Here is a 12,681-nt window from a genome sequence, read left to right as displayed (position 1 = left end):
CTGGGAGTGCGCCGCGACGGTCAGAAGGTGGCGATCGGGTTGACCGGGCTGCCGGACGTGCCGGCGAAGCGGACCGGTGCGACTGCCAGGTGGAAGTCCCACTGGCCAAGCTCGGCGGCCGTCGTCGCGCACGCCTCCAGGTCGCAGTTGTCGAGCATCCACAGGCCCATCGCGACGAGGCTCACGGCGTGGACCGGCATCAACACGTCGTCGTACCCCGACGGCTGAACGTCCTGTGGTGTGTCGGCGCCGATCAACGCCACCCCCCGTTCATGCAGCCACGGCAGGCAGGACGCGTGCCAGCCGGCCTGCGTGAAGCCGCTGGCCGCACCGTTCTCGTGCCGGAAACGGCCATAGCCGGTCCGCAGGAGTATCGCGTCGCCGGGGCGCACCCGCACCCCCTGGCGACGCTCGGCCTCCTCGAGATCGTCGGGAGACACGCCCTCCCCCGGCTCCAGCCACGGCACACCGCGGGCCGCCGCGACGTCCAGCAGGACACCACGCGTGACGATCCCGTTCGCGGCCGCCGTGACGGCCGCCCACGCCGAGCCCGTCGCGGCGTCGACGAACGAGTGCGACCGCCCGTTGTACATCGTGCCGTCCCAGTAGATGTGGCACGGCGAGTCGAGGTGGGTGAGGGTGTTGCCGTGGAAAGAGATGCCCAGCCGCTCGGACGAGAAGCCCCAACGCCGGTCGGCGTGGAACGCGGGCGGCATGTTCTCGGCACCCGGCATGTCGGCGGTGCACGGGCACGTCGTCGTCGACCGCTCCATGTCTCCCGGTGCGACGACCTCCCACGCGCAGGACACGCTCCTGCCGTGCCGCACCGCCCGCGCCGCCGCGAGCCGGACGTCGTCGGTGATGTGGTTCAGCGTGCCGAGTTCGTCGTCGTCGCCCCACCGTCCCCAGTTGGACAGCGTGTCGAAGTACCCGAGCACCTCGTCCTGGGTCGGCATCGGTCGCCCTGCCGTCATGTCAGCATCGACTCCTCGTGTCACGCGGTGTCGAGGCACCGCAGGTCAGGGTAGCCGGCCGCTTGATCGACGGACGACCGCAGGCAGCGCAGGTGCGCTGCCTGGCGCTGTTCTACTCACTGAAATCGGTCACGGAGAGCGCCTCGTCCAGCCGACCGGCGGCCAGGTCGTCGTGGCGGATGACGAAGCTGCCGTAGTAGAACTCGTCGGCCAGGGAAAAACGGGCGAGCGACACCCATTCGCTCGTCAGCCGGTGCTTCTCCTTCTCCACCTGGGAATACCACTGCGCCACCGGGACGACAATCTCGCCGGCCTTCTCCCGTCCGGCGAGGGTCTGCTCCGCGATGCTCCTGATCACCTCGTCGTCGGCGTACCCGCCGATATCGGCGCTGGCAAGCCCTTCATCGGGCGACCAGAGGTCGTCGGCCAGCGCACGGAGCTCCTCCAGGTGCGGCAGGTCACGCTCCAGGTCACGGACCAACTGCTGCTGGAAGGGCGACAGGTCGTCCTCGTCGTCCTCGTCGTCGTCGTGCGTCGCGATCCAAGGGGGCAGCTCCGCGACCAGCGTGGCGCGGACGTCGTACTGCTCGCCGACGAAGTTGGGGATGCTCGGTTCTTCCGCCACCTCGGTATCGGTGTCGGCCGGCACGTACACGACCCGCGCGTACCTCCGGTCTCCGGTGCCACCGGCCAGGTGGTCCTCCTGGTGGGCCAGGAAGAAGAGCAGCGAGCCGTCTGCCGGCAGGCCGAAGCCGTCGATTCTCGGCAGCGCCGCACAGTCCACGGAGAAGATGAATGGCAACGGACTGGTTCCGGCGGTCGGCCAGTCGGTGCCCACCGGTAGTCGGGGCAACCCACCGAACTGCCCGACCGGGGCACCGCCGGAACCGCCGCTCAACCGGATCGACAGACGCAGGTGGTCGGTGAACCTGCTGAGCTCGTCATCCGGAATGCCCACCTCGAGCGCTGCACGACGAAACTGCCCCTGATGATCCATGGCCCAGCATGATGCCATGGAGATACGACGGGACGACGACCCCGGCGAACGGGTGGGCCAAAGACCCTGTCCGACCTCGACCAGACATCCGTCCGGGTCCCGCAGGTGGCGCGGGGCGCCGACCCCACCGACTACACCAGAGGCACCCCACCTTTGCTCTGCACCCGCCCATGCGCCAGTTACGGACCGTGCGTGGTGCGTGGGCGGGTGCAGAGCAAAGGGCGGATTCCGCACGGACACCGTACGGGCGGATCGCTAACTCGGCTGGGGGACGAGACATCGCTCTGGCGAGGGAGGCTGCGCGCACTCGGCGGTGCGATGGTCAGACCATGACCGGTGGCAGCTGCGCCGAGCGGTGTGGGATGGGGTGACGATGACGAAACATGCGGTCCGGGTGGCCCGGATGTTCGACGGCGAACGGCTCGTGGACGGCGGGGTGCTGGTCCTGGTCGACGGCGGGCGCATCGCCGACGTGCGCCGGGGTAGCGTCGAGGCGCCGGAAGGCTGGCCGGTGCGCGAGGAGCCGAACGGCACGCTGCTGCCCGGCTTGGTCGACGCGCACGTGCACCTGTGCGCCGACGCCGGGCCCGACGCGCTCGGCCGGCTCGCCGATCGTCCCGAGTCAGACCTCGACGCGGTCGTCGAGGCGTCACTACGTAGGCACCTGGCGGCAGGCGTCACGGCGGTCCGGGACCTGGGCGACCGGCGTGACGCGGTGCTGCGTTGGCGGGATCGGCGGGTGCGGGACGACCTTCCGACAGTGGTGGGGTCGGGCGCACCGCTCACCAGCGTCGGCGGGCACTGCTGGTCGTTGGGGGGTGAGGCGAGCGGTGTCGACGGGGTCCGCGAGGCCGTACGTCTGCGGGCGGCGGCCGGGGCCGATCTGGTGAAGGTCATGGCCAGCGGCGGGGTGTTCACCCCGGGCACCGACACCACGAGGCCGCAGTTCACCGACGAGGAGCTGACCGCCGCGCTGACGCAGGCCCACGATCTGGGCCTGCCGGTGACCGCTCACGCGCACGCGCTCGGCGCGGTCGAGCAGTCGCTGCGCGTCGGTGTGGACGGTATCGAACACTGCACCTGCGTCACCTCGGCCGGCGCCCGTGTCCCCGCTGAGCTCGCGGACCGACTGACCGCGTCCGGGGTGGCGGTCTGTGCCACGCTTGGCACCGACCCGGCCGTGGTCACGCCACTCGAGGTGGTGGAGATGGCGGCGCGGGCCGGGCTCAGCGAGGCCGCGCTGCGCGACGGCGTTGCCACGCTGCACCGGGCCGGGGTCCGCCTGGTGGCGGGTTCGGACGCGGGTCTCGGCCCCGCGAAGCCGCACGGGATCCTGCCCGAGACGCTGGTCGAGTACGTGGTCTGCGGCATTCCCGCCACGGTCGCTCTCGCCGCGGCGACCTCGGTCGGTGCCGAGGTGTGTGGTCTGGGGCGACGCAAGGGCCGGGTCCGCCCGGGGTTCGACGCTGATCTGCTGATCGTGGACGGCGACCCGACGAGCGACATCACTGTGCTGCGCCGCCCGCTCGCGGTGTACCTCGCCGGTGACCTCCTGAGATGAGGGTGCCGTCGGGTCAGGACGAGCCGAGCTGCTGGCGGAACCAGGCCCGGTCGGGGTTCACGACGGCTTGGTCGCCGAGCACGACGGTGGGCACTGTCTCATTGCCGCCGGCTACCGCCCGGACGGCGGCGGCAGCGGCCGGGTCACGCCAGATGTCCACCCAGTGCGCCCGCCGCGCGAGCCGGCCGAGGGAGAACCGGAGCCGGAGGCAGTAGTGACAGCCGGGACGCCAGTACACGATCGGCCGGCCGTCGACCGCGCTGGCCCGTTGCGCCTCGGCGGCGCCCATCGAGCGGGGAAAGGCCCACGGTGACAGCAGCAACGCCAACGCCAGGAAGACCACCAACTCGACGCCGCCGACGACGGGCAGACCATCGGCCAGTTGCGTCACCGCCACCAGCACGCCGAACGCCGCCATCAGGATCGCCAGAGCCCACCGTCGCAGCACGCCGAGGACACTACCTCCAGGTGCGCGACGGCGGCTGCTCCGGCCAGGAGGGCGGCCACCATACCTTGACAGCCATCGATGTTAACGCCAACATGAACTCCGCCACCTGATAGCAACGCCACCGTCACATTCCCAGCCCTTCGCGCCTCTCCCCCGGTCCTGCCCGACGTCGCCGCCCGGCGTCGACCGGACCGGCCACGGGATTGTCGCGGTGCTACAGGTGCTGGTCATGGCCGTTCCCAAGCTCGCGGAGGACAGATGCCGCTGCCATCCCCTCGAACCGACCCGAACACCCGTCGGGGGCCTGCCGGCCACGGCGTCACTTGGCGTCTGCGGTCGATGCTGGCCGCGGTGTTGGTGGTCCTCGCCGTGTCGGCCGGCCTGCCCGTGGCGGCGCCGGCGCAGGCCGCGCCGGCCGTCAACTACACCAACCCGCTGGTGAACCAGCGGGCCGACCCGCACATCTTCCGGCACACCGACGGCTACTACTACCTGACCGCGACGGTGCCGCAGTACGACCGGATCGTCCTGCGCCGAGCGACCACACTGCAAGGATTGGCGACGGCCGCGGAGACGACGATCTGGAGCCGCCACACCAGCGGAGAGATGGGCGCCCACATCTGGGCGCCAGAGATCCACTTCATAAACAATCGGTGGTACATCTACTTCGCTGCCGGCCGCACCGACGACGTGTGGCGGATCCGGATGTACGTGCTGGAGAACGCCAACGCGAATCCGCTGACCGGTTCGTGGACGGAACGCGGCCGCATCACCACGCCCTGGGACACCTTCAGCCTGGACGCCTCGACCTTCGTCGCCAACGGGGTGCGCTATCTGACCTGGGCCCAGCAGGAACCGGCGATCGGAAACAACTCCAACGTCTACCTCGCCCGGATGGGTGCCAACCCGTGGCAGATCACCGGCACCGTGACTCGGCTCGTCGTGCCGACGTACGACTGGGAGACCCGCGGCTACCGGGTTGCCGAGGGACCGGCGGTGATCCAACGAAACGGCCGGATCTTCCTGACCTACTCCGCCAGCGCCACGGACGCCAACTACTGCCTCGGGATGCTGAGCGCCTCCGCCAGCGCGAACCTGCTCGACGCCGCCTCCTGGAGCAAGAGCCCCAGCCCGGTGTTCGCCAGCAACGCGGCCACCAGCCAGTACGGCCCCGGCCACAACTCGTTCACCGTCTCCGAGGACGGGCAGAGCGACATCCTCGTCTACCACGACCGGAACTACCGCGACATCACCGGCGACCCGCTCAACGACCCGAACCGACGCACCCGGCTGCAGAAGATGTACTGGAACGCCGACGGCACCCCGAACTTCGGCATCCCGGTGCCCGACGGGGCCACACCGGTGCGGCTGCGGTCACATGATCAGGCCAGCAGCTACATCCGGCACTACGACTATCGGGCCCGGATCGAGCCGAACGTGACCAACCTGGCCGACTCCCAGTTCCGCATCGTCACCGGCCTCGCCGGCGGCGGTTCGGTGTCGCTGGAGTCGACCAACTTCCCCGGTTACTACCTACGTCACCGGGGCTACGCCCTGTACGTGGAGAAGAACGACGGCTCGGCGCTGTTCGGCGGCGACGCGAGCTTCCGTCGTCAAGGCGGCCTCGCCGACAGCGCCGGGATCTCCCTGGAGTCGCAGAACTTCCCGGGCCGCCACGTGCGCCACCGCGACGGACTGCTCTACATCGAGGCGGTCAGTTCGAGCGCCGAACGCGCCTCGGCCACCTTCCACCTGGAGTAGGCGCCCGCGGTCGTCGACACCCGTCCAGTTTCGCCCGGAGCCCATTCCAGCCAGGAGGAGCGATGTCCGCTACCAGCACGAGAAGACCGTCCGGCAGTGGGACGATGCGTCGCGGCCGGCGTACGGGCCTGGTGCTCGCCATGATCACCATGCTGGTCGGCGCGGTTGGTGCCGTTCTGGTCGGCGCACCGCCGGCAGCGGCGGCGAGCATCGACACCAACGCCTACTACGTCCTGGTCAACCGGAACAGCGGCAAGGTCCTCGACGTCCGGGACACCTCGACGGCGGACGGCGCGGTGATCCAGCAGTGGTCCCGTAACGACGGCGCGTGGCAACAGTTCCAGTTCGTCTCCTCCGGCAGCGGCTACTACCGCCTCAAGGCCCGGCACAGCGGCAAGGTCGTCGACCTCTGGGAGTGGAACACCGCTGACGGCGCCGAGTACCGCCAGTGGTCCGATGTCAACGGCATCAACCAGCAGTTCCAGGTCCTCGACTCCGACAGCGGTTACGTCCGGCTGATCAACCGCCACTCGGCCAAGGCACTTGAGGTCTGGGAGCGGTCCACCGCCGACGGGGGCCGGATCAGTCAGTACGCCGACCTCAACGGCCCGAACCAGCAGTGGCAGCTGGTCGCGGTAGGCGGCGGCACGCCACCGACCACCGGCTGTGGCAGCGGGTCGAGCAACGCCGAGGCCGTACTGAGCGGGAGCACCTGGACGGCCCGCAACGGCTCGTCGACGGTCTACTCGGGTTCGGACATGCTGTCGGCGATGCAGGCGGCGGTCAACTCGCTCTCGACGGGTCGTACGTCGAAGCAGCGGGTGGTGGTTCGCGGCTCCGGCTCGATGAGCGCGGGCTCGCGGTTGTCGCTGCCGTCGTACACGACTCTGGCGGTGTGCGGCACGATCAACGTGACCGGGTCGGGCTCGGGTGACCAGGCGCCGGTGTACTCGCGGGGGACCACTGACGTCGAGGTGCAGAACCTCACGCTGACCGGTTCACCGTTGTACGGGATCTTCATGCGCAACGTGAACAACCTGACTCTCGGGCAGATCGACATGCGGCTCTCCGCCGGGCTGGGCGTACGCATCGACAACCACGGTGGAGATCGGGCGGTGAAGGTTCGCAACGTCCGCATCGACAACGTGTACGTGTCGGGGAGCGGCACCCACGGGGTGGAGACGTACGGCGTGGACGGTCTGACGATCGGCACGGTCACGGCCCGGAACACCCGGGACTCCGGCCTGCTGCTCAACGACACGATCAACGCCACGGTGGGCACTGTCGACGCGCAGGGCGCCGGGGCCGGAACCGGGTACGCGGCGTTCCGGATGGCCAACCGCAACGGCCGGGTGGGCAACTCGTACCCGACCAATATCCGGGTGGGAACCGTGCTCGCGTCCGGCGGTGGCCGGGGGATCTTCTGCGTGTCGGAGTCCGGTGGCGCGGTCATCGACCGGGTGACGATCTCGAACACGGGCAACAACGCGATCCTTGTGGAGAACTGCTACAACGTCGTCATCGCCGGGGTGTCCGGGACGGTGACGGGCGGCGGCGAGGTGCGGATCGCGGCCCGGAGCGAGTTCCCGATCTCCTCCGGCATCCGGTTCCAGAATCTGACCGTCAGCGGCACCAACATCACCCAGAGCCCCTGCGGTGGGGCGAACAACACGATCAGCAACGTCACCCGGGTCAACTCGACCCTGACGTGGTGTTGACCCGGTGAAGAGCGGCCGCCCCGGTAGGGGCGGCCGCTCTCAGTCGGATCGAGGTTGGTGTGCTCCGGCCCGGGCCGGTCGCGGGGTTTCGTCGGCTGTCGCTTGCGGGTAGCCGATGGCCCATGAACCGCAATCTCGTCAAGGCTCTACAGGTCGCGTGGGAGCTGCCGGAGTTCCGCACCGGGGTGCGACACGTCGTCGATCTCGATGAGGTCGCGGTGCTGCTGGCCACGCTGTCCGTTCCGGACCATGACCACGAGGTGGAGCGCAGCCTGCTGAGCCTGCTGCGGTCCGCCCTGGACACTGTCGAGATTCGGGAAGCGGTGTTGCTGCTGCTGGAGCAGGACGAGGTGCGCAGACCGCTCGTCGCGGCCGCGGTGGAGCCGCTGGCTGACCGGCCGGGTCGGGCTGCCGCCATCGCGTCGGCGGCCGAGGATCCTGTGGTGCGGCGTGAGGTGAGGGCGGTGTTGGCCAGCGCCAAGGTGCGCGAGCTGATCTGGCAGGCGATCGAGAACCAGTTGAGCGACGACCGGTTCGGCCTGATCCGCCGGGCGGCGGTGCTGTTCGTGCGGCACCCGAGCGTCCGGCGCCTCGCCTGGGCCCTGCGCCGGCACGGGGTGTTGCGCGAGCTACGCCGCAAGTAGGCCGTGCCGGCCGGCCGGTCGGCACTCGTCGGCCTGCCCTCGGAGGGCAGATCACCGACGGCGGCGGGCCATCCACTGCCAGATGTGGGTGCCGTTGAGCCTCGGGTCGTTGCGGGCCACGTAGATCCAGGACCAGTGACCGGGGAACTGGTAGCCGTTCCAGACGACGTGGTCGTACAGGCTGATCAGTGATCCCGGGATGAGGTCGTGGGCGTGGATCGTGTTGGTCTCGGGTGGCACGGTGTCGTCGTCGCGCGAGGTGACCAGCCAGGTCGGGGTCCGAATCTTCGCCAGCTCCGCGTCGGTGATCAGCGGCGGGCCCTCCCCGCTGAGCGGCTCGACGACACCGCAGATCGGCACCGAGGCGGCGAACAGGTCGGGGTAGGTCGAGGTCATCTCCAGGGACATGTAGCCGCCGTTGCTGCAACCGACCACGTAGATCCGGTCCGGGTCGACACGCTTGCGGCGTACGAGGTCCTGAATGATCTCGCGGATCAGCGGGGCGAACCGGGGGCCGTCCTCCATCCAGTAGGAGGTGCTCTGCGGCGCGACGACGTACGCGCCGGAGAAGATCCGCTGGGCCTGCGGGGTGGCGAAGCCGAGCGCTCCCCGGTTGGCGCGCAGCGTGGTCTCGTTGTCGTAGTAGTCGTCCGGCAGCGAGGCGCCCTCGCCGCCACCGTGCAGCCAGACGATCAGTGGTCGCCGGCCATGCCGGGGCGAGTGGTCGGGCGAGTACAGCCGGTACTTCATACCCGAGCCCGAGACGTGGTGGCTGAAGGCGTCCACCTCGGGGTTTGACAGCCCTGCCTGCACGAAGCGGCTGATGGTCACCGGCGAGCCGTGCCGCCGGACGATCGGGGTGTTCTGGGTGATGGTGTAGACGAGGTCCAGCCGGACGTTGCGGCCCCTGCTCAGGATGTAGCCGAGGGTGCCACCGCCGGGTTGGCCCTCGGCGTGGCTCAACTCCAGCACGATGTTGCCGTGCCGGTCGAGTCGGGCCGCGGTCACCGTGCGGTCCAGGTCGTACTCGCTGAAGATCTGGTCGCCGGGAGCGATCGGGATCGGGCTGGTGGCCTTGGCGTGCACTGTGAACGTGCCGGGGGTCAGCGCGGCCGGGTCGATCGATCCGAGCCGGCGGGTGTCGAGGGTGACCGAGGTGACCTGCTCACCGCCGTCGAGCGTTCTCGCGCCGAGGGTGAAGCTCACGTTGGTGGGATGGTGTCCACCGGCGTGAGCGGCGGCGCCGGGCAGGGCCAGGCCGATGGCGGCACCGGCCCCACCGGCCAGGACGGTGCGGCGAGTGACAGACGTGGACATGCGGGCCCCCGTAGCTTGCGATGTAGAAGCTCATCGATGGCACCTCAACGTAACGCCGCGGAGATCCGCTGGCAACCGGTGCCGGCACGAGTGATCAGGGCGCCCCACAACGTGGAGCTACGCGGAAGACGCCCTGATCAGTCACGGGAGGAAGGCCACCGGCACGGTCAGCTCAGGCGCTCGAACACGGAGAACGGGTAGACCCAGGCGGGGTTGAAGATGAGGCCCAGCCGGTGCAGGTACCGCTGGCAGGTGCTCGGCTGCGCCGGGTCGGGGCAGAACGTCACCCACAGCTCGGAGTAGCCGTCCTTCTCGGTCGGGCTGTAGCTGACGATCTGGTCCCGCACCACGAACTGCAGCGAGGTCAGTCGGGGGTCCTGCACGTCGTTGGGGAAGGCGAGGGACGTGTCCAGGCCGTAGAGCACGATCTCGTTGGCGAACAGGCAGACGCTCGCCTGGAAGTACAACTCGTAGATGGTGGTGTAGGTGGCGGTCTCGTACACCTCCTCGGAGACCTCCTCGCGGTAGCACGGGGTGCCCGGCGGGAACGCGGGTGGCGTGGGCACCGGGATCGCGTTGGTCGTGATGTCACCGGTGGTGCGGGTCGAGCTGCCCGACGACGTCGCGCGCAGGCCGCCGTCGGAGCAGGCCGCCTTCGTCTTGCAGATGGCCGCGTCGGGCGCCGCCGACGCGGCCGCCGCCGGGACGGTGAGCGTTGCCGCGAGCACGGTCAGGGCCAGGACCAGAGGCTTGAGATGTACGGACACGTAACCTCCAATGGTTCGATCAGTGCGCTCTGCACCCGAGCAGAATCGCCGAGCGGGCCGGCCCTCTGGCCGGGATTCCGTACACCGCCGTACACTGACGAACGTCTATTTTGACTGTGGGGGGCAGGACGCTGGATGCTGCGACGGCGCGAACGTCTGACGACCTTGCCGGGTTGTTGCGGGCGTTGCGACGCAGGCACGCACGCCAACAGGGCGACAGCGAGCTGACCTATCGCGAGCTGGCCGCCCGCACCGGCTGGTCGCACACGGCGATCGCGGAGTACCTCACCGGGAAAACGCTGCCACCGACCGACCGGCTCGACGCCCTGGTCCGGCTCCTCGGTGCCACGCCGGCCGAGCAGGGCGCGTTGGCCACCGCCCGGGACCGGATCGAGGAGAGCCGCCGTCGCGCGCCCCGCGCACCCGCCCGGATGGTGCCCCGGCAGTTGCCCGCCGACGTGGCCAGCCTCGCCGGTCGTGAGGACGAGTTGGCCCTTCTCGACAAGCTGGTCGCCGCGCCCACCGCCGTCGTGGTCGCCGCCATCTCGGGCACCGCCGGGGTGGGTAAGACCGCCCTGGCCGTGCACTGGGCGCATCGCGTCGCCGACCGGTTCGACGACGGTCAGCTCTACGTGAACCTGCGCGGCTTCGACCCGCGCGGGCAGGCGCTGAGCGCGGCGAAGGCGCTGCACGGCTTCCTGGACGCGCTCGGAGTGCCGGCCGCCCGGGTGCCCGCCGACCTCGACGCCCAGGCCGCCCTGTACCGCAGCGCGCTGGCCGGCAAACGGGTCCTGATCGTGCTCGACAACGCCCGGGACGCCGAACAGGTCCGTCCGTTGCTGCCCGGCACACCCACCACCGTGGTGCTGGTGACGAGCCGCAACCAGCTCACCTCTCTGGTCAGCCTCGACAGCGCGCACCCACTACCGCTCGGCCTGCTCAGCCGCGCCGCGGCCAGTCACCTGCTCACCAACCGGCTCGGCGCCGAACGGGTGGCCGCCGAGCCGGAGGCCGCCGAGGCGATCATCGCCGCCTGCGCCCGGCTACCGCTCGCGTTGAGCATCGCCGCCGCCAGAGCCCAGCAGTCCGGCTTCCCGCTGGCCGTCCTCGCGACCGAGCTGGGGACGGTCGGTCGGCGGTTCGGCGTACTGGACGCAGGTGACGCGGTCGGTGAGGTACGGGCGGTGTTCTCCTGGTCGTACACCGCGCTCACCCCGCCGGCGGCCGACCTGTTCCGGCTGCTGGGCCTGCATCCCGGCCCGGACACCACTGTGCCCGCGGCGGCGAGCCTGGCCGGTCTTCCGGCGGAAGGCACCCGCCGGTCGCTGACCGAGCTGACCCGAGCGAACCTGCTCGCCGAGTACCGGCCCGGCCGGTTCACGGCGCACGACCTGTTGCGGGCGTACGCCGCTGAACTCAGCGACGGCACCGATCCCGAGCCGGACCGTCGGGCCGCCACCACTCGGCTTCTCGACCACTACACCCACACCACCCACACCGCCGACGCCCTGCTGCGCCCGTACAGCGACCCGGTCGACCACCTCGTGACGCCGCCCGCTGACGGCGTGCATCCTGAGCGACCCACCACCCACGCGGAGGCGATGGCCTGGTTGACCGCGGAACATCCGGTCCTGCTCGCCGCGCTCCGGCAGGCCGCCGGTGCCGGGTTCGACGCGCACACCTGGCGGTTGGGGCGGGCCCTCGACACGTTCCTTGACCGGCAGGGGCACTGGCACGACCGTGTCGAGACCTGCCGGGCGGCCCTGCTCGCCGCCGAGCGCCTCGGCGACCCGGTCGCACAGGCGGTCGCGCACCGCTTCCTGGCCGGCGCCCACACGGTGGTCAGCCAGTACGCCGACGCGCTGGGCCACCTCGAACAGGCCCTCGACCTGTACGTCCGCGCTGGGGACACCGAGGGCGAGGCGCGTACGCACCAGAACCTCGCCTCGTTGTGGGACCGGCAGGGCGAGCCCCGGAAGGCCCTTGAGCACTCGAAGCGGACCCTTGTGCTGGCCGAGGCCGCCGGCCACCGCAGGGCCCAGGCCGACGCGCTCAACGCGGTCGGCTGGTGCCTCGCCCAGCTCGGCGAGCACCTCGGGGCGTTGGCGTACTGCGAGCAGGCACTCGAACTCCTCCAGCAGCTCGACGACCGGGCCGGTGAGGCCGCCACCTGGGACAGCCTCGGCTTCGCACACCATCACCTCGGCCAGTACGGCCGGGCCGTGGAGTGCTACGAGCGCACGCTCGAGCTGACACGCGACCTCGGGGACCGCTGGGGCGAGGCGGACACCCTCAGCCGGCTCGGTGACACCCGCCACGCCCTTGGCGACCCCACCTCCGGTCGGGCAGACTGGCAGCGGGCACTGGACATCTTCACCGCCCTCGACCATCCGGACGCCGCCGCCGTCCGCGCCAAACTTCAGCTCACGTAATCGAGACCATCGCCCAGCGACCGGCCACCCGGGTCGTACTTTGGAACGATCTGGAGTCGCAC

The 12,681-nt window shown here is 70.3% G+C and carries 10 protein-coding genes; 5 read left to right on the top strand and 5 right to left on the bottom strand.

Going from position 1 to position 12,681, the window contains the following annotated elements; all coding sequences use genetic code 11:
- Positions 1–20: 20 nt before the first annotated feature.
- Positions 21–974, bottom strand: a complete 954-nt coding sequence (locus tag ABZ794_RS03460; RefSeq protein WP_357513986.1) for a cyclase family protein — start codon at positions 972–974, stop codon at positions 21–23.
- A gap of 112 nt (positions 975–1,086) precedes the next feature.
- The gene (locus ABZ794_RS03455) at positions 1,087–1,932 is read right to left on the bottom strand and encodes a DUF1963 domain-containing protein (RefSeq protein WP_357513984.1); all 846 of its coding nucleotides are present in this window, start codon (positions 1,930–1,932) and stop codon (positions 1,087–1,089) included.
- Positions 1,933–2,344: 412 nt separating this feature from the next.
- Between ABZ794_RS03455 and ABZ794_RS03450 the strand changes: the two genes are divergently transcribed.
- Positions 2,345–3,532, top strand: a complete 1,188-nt coding sequence (locus tag ABZ794_RS03450; RefSeq protein WP_357513983.1) for an amidohydrolase family protein — start codon at positions 2,345–2,347, stop codon at positions 3,530–3,532.
- 13 nt (positions 3,533–3,545) lie between these two features.
- Here the strand turns inward: ABZ794_RS03450 and ABZ794_RS03445 are convergent, their stop codons facing one another.
- Positions 3,546–3,980, bottom strand: a complete 435-nt coding sequence (locus ABZ794_RS03445) for a glutaredoxin domain-containing protein (RefSeq protein ID WP_210783595.1) — start codon at positions 3,978–3,980, stop codon at positions 3,546–3,548.
- A 258-nt stretch (positions 3,981–4,238) separates the two neighbouring features.
- Here ABZ794_RS03445 and ABZ794_RS03440 point away from each other — a divergent pair, with 258 nt between their 5' ends.
- From ABZ794_RS03440 to ABZ794_RS03430, 3 genes are all read left to right on the top strand, one after another.
- A complete protein-coding gene (locus tag ABZ794_RS03440; RefSeq protein WP_357513981.1) occupies positions 4,239–5,741 on the top strand; it encodes a family 43 glycosylhydrolase in 1,503 nt (500 codons plus the stop codon).
- A gap of 140 nt (positions 5,742–5,881) precedes the next feature.
- Positions 5,882–7,459 carry an RICIN domain-containing protein gene (locus tag ABZ794_RS03435; RefSeq protein WP_238690124.1) on the top strand — a complete coding sequence of 526 codons (1,578 nt, stop codon included), beginning with the start codon at positions 5,882–5,884 and terminating at the stop codon, positions 7,457–7,459.
- 122 nt (positions 7,460–7,581) lie between these two features.
- Positions 7,582–8,103: a hypothetical protein gene (locus ABZ794_RS03430; RefSeq protein ID WP_210783597.1), complete on the top strand. Its 522-nt coding sequence runs from the start codon at positions 7,582–7,584 to the stop codon at positions 8,101–8,103.
- 51 nt (positions 8,104–8,154) lie between these two features.
- On the opposite strand, the gene ABZ794_RS03425 is transcribed toward ABZ794_RS03430, so the two are convergent.
- On the bottom strand, positions 8,155–9,420 hold the full coding sequence (locus ABZ794_RS03425) for a PHB depolymerase family esterase (RefSeq protein ID WP_210783599.1): 1,266 nt from the start codon (positions 9,418–9,420) through the stop codon (positions 8,155–8,157).
- Positions 9,421–9,587: 167 nt separating this feature from the next.
- Positions 9,588–10,187: a hypothetical protein gene (locus tag ABZ794_RS03420; RefSeq protein WP_210783601.1), complete on the bottom strand. Its 600-nt coding sequence runs from the start codon at positions 10,185–10,187 to the stop codon at positions 9,588–9,590.
- A 116-nt stretch (positions 10,188–10,303) separates the two neighbouring features.
- On the opposite strand from ABZ794_RS03420, the gene ABZ794_RS03415 reads away from it, so the two are divergent.
- Complete coding sequence (locus ABZ794_RS03415; RefSeq protein WP_357513978.1) at positions 10,304–12,619, top strand: tetratricopeptide repeat protein; 2,316 nt, start codon at positions 10,304–10,306, stop codon at positions 12,617–12,619.
- Positions 12,620–12,681 lie beyond the last annotated feature (62 nt).

The organism is Micromonospora sp. NPDC047187 (genome assembly GCF_040643355.1).
Lineage (GTDB): Bacteria > Actinomycetota > Actinomycetes > Mycobacteriales > Micromonosporaceae > Micromonospora > Micromonospora salmantinae.
The sequence above is the reverse complement of the archived record's forward strand: the minus strand, read 5'-3'. Positions and strand labels throughout refer to the sequence as shown.